The organism is Granulicella sp. 5B5, assembly GCF_014083945.1.
Taxonomy (GTDB): Bacteria; Acidobacteriota; Terriglobia; order Terriglobales; family Acidobacteriaceae; genus Granulicella.
Map to the genome: position 1 here is coordinate 749,887 of NZ_CP046444.1, position 15,844 is coordinate 765,730.

13 protein-coding genes and 1 pseudogene are annotated in these 15,844 nt (G+C 62.4%); 5 read left to right on the top strand and 9 right to left on the bottom strand.

The window, feature by feature from the left end; all coding sequences use genetic code 11:
* Positions 1-26 precede the first annotated feature (26 nt).
* Together GOB94_RS03320 and GOB94_RS03325 are read right to left on the bottom strand one after the other, a co-directional pair.
* Positions 27-1,220 carry a DNA-formamidopyrimidine glycosylase family protein gene (locus GOB94_RS03320; RefSeq protein ID WP_255484196.1) on the bottom strand — a complete coding sequence of 398 codons (1,194 nt, stop codon included), beginning with the start codon at positions 1,218-1,220 and terminating at the stop codon, positions 27-29.
* 244 nt (positions 1,221-1,464) lie between these two features.
* Positions 1,465-6,146, bottom strand: a pseudogene (locus tag GOB94_RS03325) (DEAD/DEAH box helicase).
* 382 nt (positions 6,147-6,528) lie between these two features.
* Between GOB94_RS03325 and GOB94_RS03330 the strand changes: the two are divergent.
* Both GOB94_RS03330 and GOB94_RS03335 read left to right on the top strand, forming a co-directional pair.
* Entirely contained in the window at positions 6,529-6,972 is a 444-nt protein-coding gene (locus GOB94_RS03330; protein WP_182277496.1) for a cytidine deaminase, read from the top strand.
* Between the two features lie 31 nt (positions 6,973-7,003).
* Positions 7,004-8,404 carry a thymidine phosphorylase gene (locus GOB94_RS03335; protein ID WP_182277497.1) on the top strand — a complete coding sequence of 467 codons (1,401 nt, stop codon included), beginning with the start codon at positions 7,004-7,006 and terminating at the stop codon, positions 8,402-8,404.
* Here GOB94_RS03335 and GOB94_RS03340 read toward each other — a convergent pair.
* Both GOB94_RS03340 and GOB94_RS03345 read right to left on the bottom strand, forming a co-directional pair.
* Positions 8,401-8,814: a hypothetical protein gene (locus tag GOB94_RS03340; protein ID WP_182277498.1), complete on the bottom strand. Its 414-nt coding sequence runs from the start codon at positions 8,812-8,814 to the stop codon at positions 8,401-8,403. The genes GOB94_RS03335 and GOB94_RS03340 overlap by 4 nt on opposite strands.
* A 210-nt stretch (positions 8,815-9,024) precedes the next feature.
* Positions 9,025-9,225, bottom strand: a complete 201-nt coding sequence (locus GOB94_RS03345; protein ID WP_182277499.1) for a cold-shock protein — start codon at positions 9,223-9,225, stop codon at positions 9,025-9,027.
* A 224-nt stretch (positions 9,226-9,449) separates the two neighbouring features.
* Here GOB94_RS03345 and GOB94_RS03350 point away from each other — a divergent pair, with 224 nt between their 5' ends.
* On the top strand, positions 9,450-10,712 hold the full coding sequence (locus GOB94_RS03350; RefSeq protein ID WP_182277500.1) for a nucleoside transporter C-terminal domain-containing protein: 1,263 nt from the start codon (positions 9,450-9,452) through the stop codon (positions 10,710-10,712).
* A gap of 22 nt (positions 10,713-10,734) precedes the next feature.
* Here the strand turns inward: GOB94_RS03350 and GOB94_RS03355 are convergent, their stop codons facing one another.
* Positions 10,735-11,262: a SelL-related redox protein gene (locus GOB94_RS03355; protein ID WP_182277501.1), complete on the bottom strand. Its 528-nt coding sequence runs from the start codon at positions 11,260-11,262 to the stop codon at positions 10,735-10,737.
* Positions 11,263-11,299: 37 nt separating this feature from the next.
* Here GOB94_RS03355 and GOB94_RS03360 point away from each other — a divergent pair, with 37 nt between their 5' ends.
* Together GOB94_RS03360 and udk are read left to right on the top strand one after the other, a co-directional pair.
* On the top strand, positions 11,300-12,166 hold the full coding sequence (locus GOB94_RS03360; RefSeq protein WP_182277502.1) for a purine-nucleoside phosphorylase: 867 nt from the start codon (positions 11,300-11,302) through the stop codon (positions 12,164-12,166).
* Positions 12,167-12,207: 41 nt separating this feature from the next.
* On the top strand, positions 12,208-12,840 hold the full coding sequence (gene udk / locus GOB94_RS03365) for a uridine kinase (protein ID WP_182277503.1): 633 nt from the start codon (positions 12,208-12,210) through the stop codon (positions 12,838-12,840).
* Between the two features lie 152 nt (positions 12,841-12,992).
* On the opposite strand, the gene GOB94_RS03370 is transcribed toward udk, so the two are convergent.
* From GOB94_RS03370 to GOB94_RS03385, 4 genes are all read right to left on the bottom strand, one after another.
* Positions 12,993-13,430 (bottom strand): VapA/VapB family virulence-associated protein, encoded by a 438-nt coding sequence (locus GOB94_RS03370; protein WP_182277504.1) that lies wholly within the window; start codon positions 13,428-13,430, stop codon positions 12,993-12,995.
* Between the two features lie 182 nt (positions 13,431-13,612).
* On the bottom strand, positions 13,613-14,197 hold the full coding sequence (locus GOB94_RS03375; protein WP_182277505.1) for a LemA family protein: 585 nt from the start codon (positions 14,195-14,197) through the stop codon (positions 13,613-13,615).
* A gap of 127 nt (positions 14,198-14,324) precedes the next feature.
* Positions 14,325-15,116, bottom strand: coding sequence for a TPM domain-containing protein (locus GOB94_RS03380; RefSeq protein ID WP_220464987.1), 792 nt, complete (start codon positions 15,114-15,116; stop codon positions 14,325-14,327).
* A gap of 128 nt (positions 15,117-15,244) precedes the next feature.
* Positions 15,245-15,784, bottom strand: coding sequence for a DUF4142 domain-containing protein (locus GOB94_RS03385; protein WP_182277507.1), 540 nt, complete (start codon positions 15,782-15,784; stop codon positions 15,245-15,247).
* Between the last annotated feature and the right edge of the window lie 60 nt (positions 15,785-15,844).

The window sequence follows — 15,844 nt, forward strand, 5'->3', positions numbered from 1 at the left end:
TGCGTGAGCGTTCTTGCCGTTGTCTCTCAACACCCAACCTTCCCTCGCCGCACCACCGTCGTCCCGCCTATCGGAGCCTCCGCACTCTGCCCCTCCGCCGCCACCCACGGCTGGCACACCGGGCACCAGTACGTCGACCGCGCCTGCTCACCCTGCTTCCGCATCATCACCGCCGTCCCACACCGTCGGCACTCCTGCCCCTGCCGCCCATACACCCACACACGGTCCCCGCGACTCATCGCCCCCGTCGTCCGCCGCGGGCCTGAGTACGTCACAACTCCTTCACCCACCTCCCCTCTCGGCCCCGCACCATCCTTCACATTCGCCCGCATGTAGCGTTCTGCAAACTTCACCATCGTCTCCATCTCGCGCGGCGTTACCGTACTCATCCGCCGAAACGGGTTCACCCCCGCCGCAAACGCCACCTCGCTCTTGTACACATTCCCCAGCCCCGCCAGCACTCGCTGGTTCTTCAGCACCACGCCCACTTCCGCCTCGGGATGCGCGACTGCATACGCCCGCATCGCCGCCACTCCACGCTCCACACTGAACCCGTCGCCCAGCACATCCGGCCCCAGCTTCGGGACTAATGTATCTCTGGCGAGCGACCGCGCCGTATGAAACTCCGCCACCTGCGCGTTGAACAGCACCGCCTCAAACCCACCTTCATCCCGGCACAAATCCGGGTGCCCCATGTCTCGCTTCTGAGACATGGGCTCGTAGGATGCCTGGGTGCCCCGTTCATGCGGCTTCATCGCATGAGCGGGATGCGGCTGCTCATTCCTACCACCGCCCTCGACCTTTGCCCCAACCGCCCCGGACATGGACACGCTTGCGCTTTGAAGGGGCGGGACTTCAGTCCCGCCATTAGAACCATCCAAAGAAACAAGGGACTTCAGCCCCTGAGGGTCTGCAGCCCCACCCACCCGAATCACCACCCGCATCGCCCGCCGAGGCATCTTCCACCTCTCCCCCGTGCGATAGATATGCCACGACCCCGACATCAACATATGCGACAGCAGAATCAAATCCCCGGAGAAATAAATCAGACACCACTTCCCGCGAGCCTCGACCTTCTCCACCACCCGCCCCACCAGCGGCGTGTCATCATTCACACTCGCCAGCTTCGCAAACCCCGTCTCAAACCCCGTAACGACACGACACGCCAGCGCCTTCCCCAGCACCCGCGCCGTCCGATAGATTGTGTCTCCCTCAGGCATAATCTTTCTCGATGTACTAACCTGTAGTCCCTGATCGTCACAGCCAGTTGCTGATTAGATGTCGAATCTTATTGAAAAGTCGAACGCGGTTCCCCCGCTCTCTCACACCGAAGGAGCGCGAGCTTACGCTCTGGCTTATCAAGCACCCAACAGAAAAGAACTATCATGCCTGGAATCTATTCCTGCGGAGGTTCAGACAAGCCCTTCGGTCTTCCCGATATCTCTACTATTCGGCCTCTTGATTTCAAGAAGGTTTAGCACCCGCCAAGCTCGGCAAACCTTTCCTCACATTGAACCCCATCGCCCCCGCCACAAACCCCGCCTCCAACAAATACCGCGCCAGCGGATGCTCCGCCACCGCCACCCCATTCACCGTCGCAATCAGCATCCCCGCCCGAGCATTCGCCTCATCCTTCCGCACCTGCGCCACAAAAAACTCCGCCAGCGCGCGCGACACCTGCGAGCACCCAGGCTCCTCCTCAGGAATCATCACCTGGATCGCCGCATTCCCACGCCGCAGATAGGCACTCAGCGCCCCATTCACCAGCACCACCTTCGCGCCCACACTCCGCGTCAGTGAGCTCCCCGCCTCAGGCGCCGCCGGCCAGCGCAACAGTGCCCCGTAAGGATTCGCCAGGTCCGTCGCAGCGAGCATCACCACCTCGGCCGCATCCTCGCTACCCGCCACACGCAAGCTCCGCAGCAGGTCCACCGCTGCCGGCATCGCAAACTGCGTCGCGCCGAGGTCCGCCGCGAAGTACCCACGCCGCACACGCCCACTCTCTTCCAGCGCCTTCATCACGTCATAAATCGCGGAGAACCCACCCGGCAGGTTCTCTGCATGGGCCGTCTCACGAAACACCACCCCATACCGCGTCAACAACTGCTGCGCAATCGCCGCGCTCCACGCAGTAGCACTGCGCTCCGCATCGAACGCCACCGCATTCAAACTCCAACGTCCCTGCGCCGTCGGCGGAGTCGTCCTCCGGCTCCGAAACCCCGCCTGCTGATTGTTATGCACCCGCTTCGCAGGCTTCGCCCTTCCACCCGCAGCCCGCTCACAATACGCACGCAGCGACAGTAGCCCATCATTCATCACCAGCCCACGCCACACCAGCCCCCACAGCGCATCCAGCGTCTCTCCCGGATACCCACCCCCAACCCCATCATGCAGATCCTGAAAGAACGAAGCCCCCCGCGCGCGCAAAAACTCCACAATCGCCAACGCCCGCTCACTCAGCGGTTCTTTGCTACTCCCTATTCCCTGCTCCCTACTCCCTGGGCTCCACAGGAGCCCCAGCCTCTCCGCCAGATACAACCCCACCCGCCCATCCTTCTCACCCAGCGGCTCCAGCCCAACCCATACCACCTCGCCCGCCGCAATCAACGTATCCAGATCCGAAGCCTTATACCCCGCAATCCGAGCAGGCAAAATCTCTGTCTCCAGCAGCGAAGCCGCCAGTGGAGCACCCTGCAAATTCTCAATCACATCCAGCAGCGCATCGAGCCCGCGCCTCGGCTGCACCACGCCCTGCCACCGCGTAAACAGCCGCGCCAGTGTCCTCTGCGCAACAGGCTCAACCTCTTTCCGCAGCTTCGCCAGCGACTTCCGCCGCACTGTCCTCAGCACCTCGGCATCGATCCACTCGCGGTTCAACCCACCCGGCCGAAACCCGCCTTCCACCACACGCCCCAGCCCCACCAGCCTTTGCAGCACGGCCTCCACACTCGCCTTCGCCAGCCCATATCGCGTAGCCACATCCGCCGTGACGAACGGCCCATGCGTCCGTGCATACCGCCGCACAATATCCAACAGAGCATCCGGCACCGCCTCAAGAAACGCCGCAGGCAGCCCCGGCGGCAGCGGCACACCCAACGCATCGCGCACACGCGCCACATCTTCCACCGCAATCACGCACTTCTCACCCGCAATCTTCACTTCCAGCGCCCGCCGCGCCTTAATCAATCGGTCGACCGTTGCCACAACACCAGCACTTTCGCTCCGAGCCGCGATCTCCTCGCGCGTCAAATCCCCCAACCGCAGCAGCAGATCATGCACCCCATCCATCGACCTCGCCTTGTACCCTTCAGCCACACACTGCAACTGCTCTTCCGTCTCTTCAATCGCCGCCGCATCCAGCAGCTCACGCAGGTCGGCATCCCCCAGCAACTCTCTCAATTGATCTTGATCTATAGCGAGCGCCTGCGCCCGTCTCTCCGCCAGGGGAGCATCGCCGTCATAGATGTAGTTCGCCACATATCCAAACAGCAGCGCCCCCGCAAACGGGCTCGGTGTGCGCGAATCCACCACATGCACCCGCGTCTGCCGCGTCTCAATCCCACGCAGTGTCTCCATCAGCGCCGGCATATCGAACACATCGCGCAGACACTCGCGATACGCCTCCAGCAGCATCGGAAACTCCGCATACCGCGCCGCCACACTCAGCAGGTCATACGCACGCTTCCTCTGCTGCCACAAAGGAGTCCGCCCCTCCGCTCTCCTTCTCGGCAACAGCAACGCACGCGACGACGCCTCGCGAAACTTCGCCGCAAACAACGCCGTCGACCCTAGCTGCGCCATCACCAGCTCGTTCGCCTCCATCGGCGACATCAACAACATCTCCACATCCGGCGGCGCATCCGTCTCCGGGAAGCGCAGCACAAACCCATCCTCGCTCCACATCGACTCCACATCCAGCCCCGCCGCCTTGATCTTCGCCACCGCCGCCATCGCCCACGGCGTATGCACCCGGCTTCCCAGCGGAGTCAGCACACACACTCGCCAGTCCCCCAGCTCATCCCGCACGCGCTCAATCACAATCGTGCGGTCATCCGGAACAGCCTCCGTCGCCAGCTCCTGGTCTACCAGATACCGCAGCACATTCTCCGCCGCCTGCGCATCCAGGTCATGGTCGCTCACCAGCTTCGCCATCGCGACGCTCCGCGGCATCGCCCGTAGCTCCCTCACCAACGCGCCGATGCGCCGTCCAAACTCAATCGGCCTTCCCGGCCTGTCCCCATGCCAGAACGGCATCTTCCCCGGCTCACCCGGAGCAGGCGACACCAGCACCCTGTCCTGCGTAATCTCCTCAATCCGCCAAGTCGACGCGCCCAGCATAAACGTCTCACCCGTCCGCGTCTCGAACACCATCTCTTCATCCAGCTCACCCACTCGCAACGGCTTCGCCGCCCCGCCAGAAACACCCCGTACGTCCCGCGATCAGGGATCGTCCCACCATTCAGAATCGCAATCCGCTTCACACCCTCACGAGGCGTCAGCCAGTTCCGTTCGCGGTCCCACGTAATCCGCGGTCGTAAATCCGCAAACTCATCACTCGGATACCGCCCCGCCAGCATATCCAGCACGCCGTTGAACATCGTCTCACTCAGCTCCGCAAACGGCGCCGCACTCCGCACAATCCCCAGCAACGCCGCATAACTGATCCCACCGAGATCGCCCTCTACTCCCAGCTCCCTACTCCCTATTCCCTGTGGCGCACCCGGAGGGTGTGCCACACTAGCCACCATCTGCTGCGCCAGCACATCCAGCGGGTTCCGCAGATACCGCGTCGCCTCCACATGCCCCTCATGCATCGCCTGCGTCACCGCCGCGCAAGCAATCAGATCAGACCTGTACTTCGGAAAGATAATCCCAGCTGAAGGAGCCCCCACTTGGTGCCCCGCGCGCCCAATCCGCTGCAGCCCGCTCGCCACGCTCGGCGGGGCCTCAATCTGAATCACCAGGTCCACCGCGCCCATATCAATGCCCAGCTCCAGCGACGACGTGCACACCAGCGCCTTCAGCCTTCCCGCCTTCAGCAGCTCCTCAATCTCGCTCCTCTGCACGGCAGCCAGCGACCCATGATGAGCGCGTGCAATCGGCTCCCCTGCCAGCTCATTGATCGCTCCTGCCAGCCGCTCCGCCACCCGCCGCGCGTTCACAAAGATCAGCGTCGACGTCCGCTCCCGCACAATCTCCAGCAGCCGCGGATGGATCGACTGCCAGATAGACGTCCGCTTCGGCCCTTGACTGGCCGCCCCACTTGGCAGTTCGTCCATCTCGCCGAGCTTCGCCATGTCCTCCACCGGCACCTCAACACGAATCTCCAGCACCTTCCGCGCCCCGGCATTCACAATCGTCACCGGCCGAAACCGCACCCCCGCCTCAACCTCTACTCCCTGCTCCCTACTCCCCATTCCCTGTTCCTCGGCCCCGCCGAGGAACCTTGCCACCTCCTCCAGCGGCCGCTGCGTCGCGCTCAATCCAATCCTCTGGATCGGCTTACCGCCACTGGCTGTAACCATCGCCTCCAGCCGTTCCAGCGACAGCATCATATGCGCGCCGCGCTTGGTCGGCACCAGTGCATGGATCTCGTCGATGATCACCGTCTCCACACTCCGCAGCGCGTTCCCTGCATCGCTCGTCAGCAGCAGGTACAGCGACTCCGGCGTCGTAATCAGGATCTCCCCCGGCCGCCGCTTGAACTGCGCGCGCTCCTTCGGACTCGTGTCCCCCGTGCGGACTGAGATCGTCGGCACATGCACCGCCACACCCTCGCGCTCGGCCATGTTGGCTATGCCCGCCAGCGGCGACCGCAGGTTCCGCTCCACATCCACCGCCAGCGCCTTCAGCGGCGAAATATACACCACCTTGCACCCCGCCAGCTCTTCTACTCCCTGCTCCCTATTCCCTACTCCCTGCCTCTGAAGCATCAGCCGGTCCAGGCACCACAAAAACGCCGTCAGCGTCTTCCCCGTCCCCGTAGGAGCCAGAATCAGCGTCGAGTCCCCCCGAGCGATCGCCGGCCACCCTTCCCGCTGCGGTGCCGTCGCGCTGGAGAACACCTCCAGGAACCACCGCTGCGTTACAGGATGAAACAGTGCCAGCGCGTCTCTTCCCGCCCTGTCCTCGCGCGAGCCGTCCAAGGAGCCCGTTTTGGCATTTCTTCGCTGCTTTGGCGGATGCACCTCACCCACCAACGGCCCCTTTGGGCTCCCAGGCACCCCTGCCCGCTTCCCCGACGCCTTGTCGCCCCTCGGCATAAGCCTTTATCCTACTGCGCTCCAGCATCCGTCTTCCGTCATCTCTGCCACAACCACGATTGCCAGCCCGGCATCTTGCCGGGCTTCATTGTTTCAGTCCCATCCGCACATCTCCGCTCACGATTTATTTCTTCGTCCCCGTTGTTCGGGTTCCGCCATTAACCCTAATCGGCTGCGGATCTTAGCCCTAAAATAGGGGAGGGTCACAGCCTCGCGGTGCCCTCGTATTGCCTCAGGTCAGCGAACCAGCTACGCTAGACAGCTCATGCCCACGGTCGACCAATCCGTCGCTCTCACCCCCAGCGAACTTCATCGCCTCCGCGAGCTCGCCACCTCCGCCGCCGAGCACTCGTACTCGCCTTACAGCCACTTCCGAGTCGGCGCGGCCCTGCTGCTCACCAACGGCGCTACCGTCACCGGCTGCAACGTCGAGAACGCCTCCTACCGCCTCACCAGCTGCGCCGAGCAGGCCGCCATTGCCCGCGCCGTCGCCGAATACGGCCCCGCCATCCGCCTCCGCGCCGTCGCCATCGCCAACCTCAACGGCTCCGCCTCCATGCCCTGCGGCGCCTGCCGCCAGACCCTCGCCGAGTTCGGCGCCGACGACACCCTCGTCCTCTACCCAGGGGAGGGCGGCCACCCCGCCCAAACCACCCTCGGCACCCTCATCCCCCACGCCTTCCGCGGCAAATTCATCCAGGAAGCCTAGCCTCCAAATCGCTCCCCTCCTTCAGAGATCCATGATCCACTCACTCGATATCATCCTCGCCAAACGCGACGGCCACGAGCTCACCACCGAGCAGATTCAGCACCTCGTCCGCACCGTGGTCCTCTACGGCGAGCAGCAGCTCGCAACTCAACGCGGCGAGATGCCTCAACCACTCGCGCCCAACGACCGCATCACCGAAGCCCAGCTCGGCAGTCTGCTCATGGCCATCTTCCAGCGCGGCCTAACCCTCCGTGAGACCGCCGACCTCACCACCGCCATGCGCTACTCCGGCGAGACCTTCGACACCCAACCGCTCCACACCTTCTCCGTCGACAAGCACTCCACCGGCGGCGTCGGCGACAAGACCTCCCTGCTCATCGCCCCCATCGTCGCCGCCGCGGGCCTCGAAGGCACGCCCAGCATCTCGGTCCCCATGATCAGTGGCCGCAGCCTCGGCCACACTGGCGGCACTCTCGACAAGCTCGAAACCATCCCCAGCTTCAACACCCAGCTCTCGCTGCCGCAGATGATGCAGGTTCTTCGCGACTGCCATGCCGTCCTTGTAGGTCAGACCCCACGCCTTGTCCCCGCCGACCGCATCCTCTACGCCATGCGCGACCACACCGGCACCGTCGAGTCCCCCTACCTCATCTGCGCCAGCATCATGAGCAAGAAGCTCGCCGAAGACCTCAACGGCCTCGTTCTCGATGTCAAAGTAGGCTCCGGCGCCTTCATGCCCACCTACGAAGCCTCAAAGTACCTGGCCGAGCTCATGGTCTCCACCGGCGAACATAGCGGCACACGCACCGCCGCCCTGCTCACATCCATGAACGAGCCTCTGGGCCGCTTTTCCGGCAACTGGGTTGAAGTATGGGAGTGCGTCGACATCCTGCAGGGCCGCCGCCACCCCATGTCCGCAGACCTCATCACACTATCCAACGCACTCAGCGGCTGGATGCTATATCTCGCCGGTAAGTCCGCATCACCGGAAGCCGGCGCACAGCTCGCTGACAAGCTCCTGCGCTCAGGCGCTGCCTACAAAAGCTGGCTACAGCTCGTCGCGGCCCATGGTGGTGATACCAGCGTCTTCACCGATCCGGTAGCCTTCCACCGTCCCACCGCTACATGCGTCCTAAAAGCCCGGCGAGACGGCTACCTCGTCAGCATGGATTGCAAGCAGGTTGGCTGGGCAGTCCAACGCCTCGGTGCAGGCCGCGCAAAACCGGGTGATGCTGTCAGCGTGCACGCGGGCCTTGAATCCCACGCAAAGATCGGCGATAGACTCACCGCCGGTCAGCCCATCTTCACGCTCTACAGCGAGGACGAATCGCTCCTCAACGAGCCTTACGCAATGCTGGAAGACACCCTCGCCATCGAGCCGCACGCACCAAAGCTGGAGCCGCTCATCCGAGAGGTCATTACCAGCTGCTAGTTCTTCTTTGCCTGCATATACTGCGCGACACTCTTCTCCCAATCCAACACTGCACCGGTATGGGCTGAACTATGGCGCCGTGTATTGCGGTTCTCTGCTCCTGCAGCGAGCATTTCAGGGGCGGCCTCAGGCTGCGCTTTTACCTCTACCGGAGCAGGCACTCCCTCTGGCCGGAACGAACGCGGCAGTTCGCTCTCTTTGTACTCAACACCTTCGGAAGCGAGCCGCTTTGCTGTTTGCGCCAGGGGTTCGCGCTTGGTTGCGATCTTCCGTGCAGCGGCATCGCGCGCCGCTTCGGTCTCGAACGTGTCGTACTTCAACAGGTGGGCCAACCGACGGTCGAGAAGGTCAATCTCCGCATGGAGAGTCTTCAACTGATATTTGCCTTCTAAATTGGGTGTGCTCGTCATGGTGGCTCCGTCGTCCTCTTCGGACGCAACGTGCTAGCTGTCAGCTCAATCCTGCATCATTGGATCAAGGCCTTCAGGTAAAGGGAGAAGAAGATTAGCGGCCGTTACATACGTCCGCATACTTTACTATTAGATGCACAGCAAACCCAGCGCGAAAAACACAAAGAGCGACTCCCTTGGGAATCGCTCTTTGCTCGTTTCTGCAATCTCTTACAGAGCTTGAACGTTCTCAGCCTGCCAGCCCTTGGGGCCCTTCACGACGTTGAACTGTACGCGCTGGCCTTCCTGGAGGGTGCGGAAGCCATTGGACTGAATCGCGGTGTGGTGCACGAACACGTCATCGCCGCTCTCGCGGCTGACGAATCCGAAACCCTTCGCGTCATTGAACCACTTCACTGTGCCGGTTTCCATCTTGTTTGTTCCTCTTAATGCAATGTACCGCTGAACGCATTGTTGGTGATTTTGCGTGTAGAGCAGTGCTGCCGGAACATGCAAGACGACCAAAATTATTCGAACGACCATACTCAGTGTACCACTTTCCCACCACAGTCACCCGGCACTCTGGCTCAAATCCCCGCAACCCGCTACACTTTCCCGATATAGCTCATCCAGCCGACGGCATTGGAGACACTCATTTGGCACGGTTTACGGGACTGCTCGGCCTTCTTGTCTTTCTCGGCGTCGCATACGCCCTCTCCACAGACCGCCGCGCCATCCGCTGGCGCACCGTCGCCTGGGGTCTCGGTCTCCAGCTCCTCTTCGCCTTCCTTGTGCTCAAGGTCAGCATCGGTCAGGTCATCCTTGCCAAAGGCTCCGCCGCCGTCACCGCCCTCTTAGGCCACGCCGCCGACGGCTCAACGATGGTCTTCGGCACCCTCGGCGATCCTCACAGTCCGCTTGCCGTCTTCGCCTTCTCCGTGCTGCCCACCATCATCTTCGTCTCGGCGCTCTTTGCGATGCTCTATCACCTTGGCATCATGCAGAAGGTCATCCGCCTCGTAGCCTGGCTCATGCAGCGCACCATGGGCACCTCTGGCGCCGAGTCCACCAACGTCGCCGCCAGCATCTTCATGGGCCAGACCGAAGCCCCGCTCACCATCCGCCCCTTCCTCGGCGACGCCACCCGCTCCGAGCTCATGACCATCATGACCTCCGGCATGGCCCATGTCTCCGGCGGCATTATGGCCGCCTACATCCTCTTCGGCATCCGCGCGCAGGACCTCCTCTCAGCCGTCATCATGACCGCTCCCGGCACCATCCTCATCGCCAAAATGCTCGTCCCCGAAACCGAAGTCCCCGCCACCCTCGGCACCGTAAAGATGCCGCCCAACGAAGAGCACTCCAACGAAAACCTCATCGGCAGCATCGCGCGCGGCACCATCGACGGCGGCAACCTCGCCTGGAACGTCGCCATCATGCTCATCAGCTTCCTCGCGATCGTCGGCCTCATCAACGCCATCATGCTCTGGATCTCGAACGGCCTCTGGACAGTCCACATGCCCGGAACAGCCCACGGCATCCCCTTCCCGCACTCGCTCGGCAACGCGCTCGGCTTCCTTTGCGCACCCGTCGCGTGGCTCATCGGCATCCCCTGGCACGACGCCCCTATCGTCGGCAACCTCATCGGCACCCGCGCCGTGCTCAATGAGTTCATCGCTTACAACCAGCTTGGAGTGCTCGCCCGCACCCACGCCATCTCCACGCGCACGCTCGCCATCGCCACCTTCGCCCTCTGCGGATTCGCCAACCTCGGCTCCGTCGGCATGCAGATCGGCGGCATCGGCGCCCTCATCCCCCACCGCCGCAACGAGCTCGCCAAGCTCGGCCTGCGTGCCATGCTCGCCGGCACCATGGCCAACCTCATGTCCGCCAGTATCGTCTCCATGTTGATCAAATAGCCGATCGCCGATTTCCAGACACCTAAACAGTCAACGCCCGATAATCCACCTCATCGGCAATCGTGCGATGCACAAACCGCCGCACGATCATCCCATCGCGAATGAAGAACACCCCGGGCATCTGGCTTCCATCGTTCTGAATCCTGCCAAAGCCATGCTTGCGTAGCCCGCCGTTCAGCCAGCCCATCCACACCTTCGGTTTGAAGAAGTGCGAAAACGCGTTTGTGCGCAACAGTCCAAACGTCGCGTCCTGATAGATCCTCGCCTCCGGATCGTAAACCCGCTCCACCTCACCGAGTCCGTAGTAATTGAAGTGCGCCTTCGCAATCTCCGGTGTTCCCAGGTGTACAAACACAGGCCGCACACCGCGCTCTGCCAGTTCATCCTTTAGCTCGGCAACATCACTTATCGTCTTTCGGCAGAACGTGCAGCCAAAGTGCCGCAAAAAGACCAGCAGCACCGGCGAAGCCTCGACCAGCGCCAGCAGGTTTGCGCCGGATTCCGTCTCTACCGAAGCCAGAATCCCCTCCACCTCACTCCTCTCCGCCATACCCAGTCCTTTCACGACGATGCAATACTATCCACCTATGTCCGATCAGTACACCCGCGCCCGCGCTGCCGCCGACTTCATCCGCTCCCGCTTCGCTGACACCCCAGTCCTCGGCATCATCCTCGGCTCCGGCCTCGGCAACTTCGCCACTCACGTCGAGAACGCCATAGCCATCGCCTACAGCGAGATCCCCGGCTGGCCGCTCTCCACCGTCGTCGGCCACAGCGGCAAGCTCGTGCTCGGCACCATCGGCGGCGTCTGCGTCGCAGTCATGCAGGGCCGGGTCCACGCCTACGAAGGCTACTCCATGGCAGAGGTCACCTTTCCCACTCGCGTTCTCGGTCTGCTCGGCTGCACCAAGCTCATCGTCACCAATGCCGCCGGCGGCATCAACGCCAGCTACTCAGAAGGCACGCTCGTCAACATCACCGACCACATCAACCTCACCGGAACCAACGCAGCGCTCGGCCCCAACGAGCCTCGCTTCGGCCTCGTCCCCGGCACCGGCGAGCGCTTCTTCGACATGAGCACTGCCTACTCCCCGCGGTTTCGTTCCATCGCCCACGCCGAGGCCGAAAGCCAGCAGATCAACCTCCGCGACGGCGTCTACCTCGCCGTCCTCGGCCCCAGCTTTGAGACCCCCGCCGAGATCCGAGCGTTCCGCACCCTCGGCGCAGACCTCGTCGGCATGTCCACCGTCCACGAGGTCATCGTCGCCCGCCACATGGGCATGGAGGTTCTCGGCTTCTCCCTCGTCACCAACATGGCCGCTGGCGTAGTCGACAAAACTATCCACCACGAAGACGTCATGGAGATCGGCAAACGCGTCGAAGCCGAGTTCACCACGCTGCTCAAGGCGCTCATCCCGCAGATCGCGCAGTTCTTGCCCCCGATCGGGCACTAGCCACAATCGCAGTCTGGCTCTCAATCAATTAGTCTTTTCAGGTGGCTCCGCACAACGACTTTCAGCGTCCCATCCTTCTCGGCATCGCCGGCTGCTCCGGCTCCGGCAAAACCACGCTCGCCCGCGAGCTCGCAACGCAGCTCGAAGCCACTCTCTTCCCGCTCGACCTCTACTACCGCGACCTCTCGCGCTTCCCTCTCGACGCACGCCACCACCAGAACTTCGACCATCCCGATTCGCTCGAAAGCGAGCTCTTCATCGCCCATATCTGCCAGCTCGCCGCCGGCCAGACTATCCAGCGCCCCGTCTACGACTTCGCCTCGCACTCTCGTGTGGCCGGGGCCTTCCAACTTGTCGCACCCACACGCTTCGTCCTCGTCGAAGGCATCCTGGCCCTCCACTACGACGAGCTCCATCCGCTCTATGACTTCAGCGTCTACGTCGACGCCCCCAACGAGGTCTGCCTCAACCGTCGCATCTACCGCGACATGCTTGAGCGCGGCCGCACCCGCGAATCGGTCATCGACCAGTTCAACGCCACCGCCAAACCCATGGCCGACCTCTACGTGCTGCCCTCTCAGTCCCGGGCCACCATCACCGTCAGCGGCACCGAATCCCTCGACTGGTCCATCGAGCGCATCCTGAACGCCCTGCGGGAAAGCGGGCTGCTGTAATCGCCCACCCCTCCCCTCTTTTCCGCCTAAGATCCGCAGCCGAAACGACTTAGCGGTGGAACCCAAACATCCGCACCTCAGGACGAAATGCGGTCTGATGGCCTGTGCCGGAAGGCGGGATGAACTGGCTCACCCCGCCCTCCGCAGCGTTCTTAAGACCAGTGACCCGAGCCACCGCCTGTCCCGGTGACGATGGAGACAGCACCCGCCTGGAAGGTGCCGAGGTAGTTGTGGTTGCCGTCGAAGAACTCGACGGCAAAGTAGACGGGAGTTGCCTGGAAGGCAAAGCTCTTGGTATTTGCATACAAACGGTTGATGTCATCCGTGTAGACGGTGCCGAACAACGCACCGCCGCCAGGGAGACCAATGCCGCCCGCCTTTCCATCGAAGGTTTTGCCGCCCTTGATCTGCACCTGGACCTGCATATAGAAAAGCAGGCTTGCGATGCTTCCATTGGCGGCATAGCCGGTGGCGGCGGTCTGCATGGCTGTGGTGGCTACCTGCAACTGTTCCGCAGGCATTTTGCCTTCGACTGAGGACTTGAATCCAGCAGCAATCTCTGCGGGATCAATGGTTGGAGTGGTGCTCATCGTGTGTCTCCTTCATAGCAAGCGAATGGCACCCGGGATTGGGTGCGCCTCCGTTGTATCGCGAGTAAACATCTTGCCGCGATAAATTTGCCACTTCCGTACCGTGCGGCCTTTGCCCAAAATGGAAACGGGCAGCGCCGAAGCTCTGCCCGTTCCGATGAATCCCGAAATCACTTCGAGACTTATTTGCTGAAGTCCACCGTCGGCGCCGTCGCATTCGCCGGATTGCCCTTGAAGTACTCGTTGCGAACATGGAAACCCGCAAAACCCGCCCAGAAGCTGTTCGGGAACTGCTGCACGTACACGTTGTAGGCCTCGAGTGCCTTGTTGTAGCGCTGCCGCTCCACCGCGATGCGGTTCTCGGTGCCCGCCAGCTCATCCTCCAGCCGGTTGAACTGGTCGTTGCCCTTCAGGTCCGGGTAGGCCTCCTGCAGCCGCAGCAGCGGGCTGATGGCGACGTCCAGCTTGCTGTTCGCGTCGATGCTGCTGGCGCGGTCCGAACCCGCCGCGATAACGCCCGCGCGAGCATTCGACACGTTGGTCAGCACCACCTCTTCTTCCTTCACGTAGCCCTTTACGCTGGCTACCAGGTTCGGAATCAGGTCCAACCTCCGCTGTTGCTGGATGTCCACCTGCGAGTAGCTCTGGTTGACGTCCTCATTCAGCTGCACCATCTGGTTCTTCGCGGAGATATAGCTGCCCGCGCCAAACAGCAGCACCACCACAAAGAGTCCAACCACACCGAGCGCAATCCACAAACCTTTCATCGAACCACTCCTGTTTCCTTCAATCGTCTGCATTGCGTTTGCCTGCCTGATATCGCTGTTAGCTTACTGCAACTGGAACAACTTGCAGCGAAGAAGTTACGCATTCCGCTGGCATTTGGTTCCTGGCCTACCAGCTTCCGCTGGCGCCGCCGCCGCCGGAGCTGCCTCCGCCAAAGCCGCCGAAGCCACCACCGCCGCCATCTCCCCCACCGCCGCCCCAGCCATCGCCGCCGCGGCCACCACCCCCACCGCCGCCCATCATGCTGCCGAGAAGGAACCACAGCCATCCCCCGCCGCCACGTCCGCGGCCGGAGAAGATAACGATCAGGATGACGACAAAGATGATGATGCGAAGAATCGAGCCAAGACGGACGCCGCCCGCGTCCTGCTGCTGATAGTGATAGGTTTGCTGGACCGGCGTCAGCGTAACACCCGCGTCAGTAGCGATGTCCGTGGCAATCTGCTGCAGCCCGCCGAGGATGGCAGGCCCATACTGCGCCTGCCGCAGCAACGGCACCATGCTGCGCCCGATGTCGCCCACCTTGGCGTCATTCAACACGCCCTCAAGGCCATAGCCGACCTCAATGCGTCGCTGGCGGTCCTTGATCGCAAAGATCATCAGCAGGCCGCGGTCCGAGGCCTTGGGGCCGACCTTCCACTTGTCTTCCAGCTCGGTGGCGAACTCTTCGATGGGTTGCCCGTTGAGGGAGTCGATGGTGACCACGGCAATCTGCGCATGCGCCTGATGGTCAAGCTCGGAGCAGAGCTCGTCGATCTGCTGCTTCGAGGTTGGATCGATCACGTTGGCGAGATCGCTGACATAGTCAGTCGGCGCTGGCAGCGTCGCGACGAGGTCCTGCGAGGATGAGGACTGAGCGTGCACACACCCCGGTCCCCCCAGACCGCGGAGACGAGACACAGCAACCCCGCGAGTAACGTGCGCTTGCTCTTCACACCTCTATCTTACGCCGCTGACTGGCGCGAAGTTCCCACACATCGGCGTGCAATGGCGGCCCTGGGTGTAGCGACCGCCTGGCAGTGTCAGAACTACATTCCCGTGGTGTTGACGGTCACACCCAGCTCCTGCGCAAGCTGGTCGGCCATCCGCGTATGCTGTGCGATGACCTTCTCGCCAGCCGTCACGGTGCTCTTCAACTGCGGATTCGCGGCAACCTGCTCCTCATGCTGGAAGGCCTGCAGATCGGCATGGTGGTCCTTCACCATCTCGGAGACGTAGCTCTTGTCGAACTCGTCGCCGGTAAGCAGCTTCAGTTTGGCGTACTCGGCGTCGTCGGTAACGCCCATGTGCTCGGCTGGCGTCACGCCCATCTCTTCGGCTACAGGCTTCATCTTGTTGTTCAGCATGGTATGGTCGCGCACCATCTTCTCTGCGAAGGCCTTCACATTGGGGTTCTTCGCCTTCTCTACCGCAAGCTTGCCGAACTCCACCTCAGCAAGCCCGCCCTCGGAGGCTGCGCTGACGAACTTCTTGTCCTGCTCCTGCTGGTTGTCCTGCGCAACGGCACAGACGCTTGCGAGCGCAAGGCATCCGGCAGCGATAACCGTCATCGGGATATTTGTACGCATGAAAGTCTCCCTCTCGCAGCGGTGCCGCGAGTGAATTCGTCGTCCGCAACGTATGAGTCT

Bases quoted from the DNA above. Each gene is read 5' to 3' on its own strand.
- GOB94_RS03320 (WP_255484196.1), bottom strand. From the start codon at position 1,220: ATGCCTGAGGGAGACACAATCTATCGGACGGCGCGGGTGCTGGGGAAG.
- GOB94_RS03330 (WP_182277496.1), top strand. From the start codon at position 6,529: ATGCCCACGGTCGACCAATCCGTCGCTCTCACCCCCAGCGAACTTCAT.
- GOB94_RS03335 (WP_182277497.1), top strand. From the start codon at position 7,004: ATGATCCACTCACTCGATATCATCCTCGCCAAACGCGACGGCCACGAG.
- GOB94_RS03340 (WP_182277498.1), bottom strand. From the start codon at position 8,814: ATGACGAGCACACCCAATTTAGAAGGCAAATATCAGTTGAAGACTCTC.
- GOB94_RS03345 (WP_182277499.1), bottom strand. From the start codon at position 9,225: ATGGAAACCGGCACAGTGAAGTGGTTCAATGACGCGAAGGGTTTCGGA.
- GOB94_RS03355 (WP_182277501.1), bottom strand. From the start codon at position 11,262: ATGGCGGAGAGGAGTGAGGTGGAGGGGATTCTGGCTTCGGTAGAGACG.
- GOB94_RS03360 (WP_182277502.1), top strand. From the start codon at position 11,300: ATGTCCGATCAGTACACCCGCGCCCGCGCTGCCGCCGACTTCATCCGC.
- GOB94_RS03370 (WP_182277504.1), bottom strand. From the start codon at position 13,430: ATGAGCACCACTCCAACCATTGATCCCGCAGAGATTGCTGCTGGATTC.
- GOB94_RS03375 (WP_182277505.1), bottom strand. From the start codon at position 14,197: ATGAAAGGTTTGTGGATTGCGCTCGGTGTGGTTGGACTCTTTGTGGTG.
- GOB94_RS03385 (WP_182277507.1), bottom strand. From the start codon at position 15,784: ATGCGTACAAATATCCCGATGACGGTTATCGCTGCCGGATGCCTTGCG.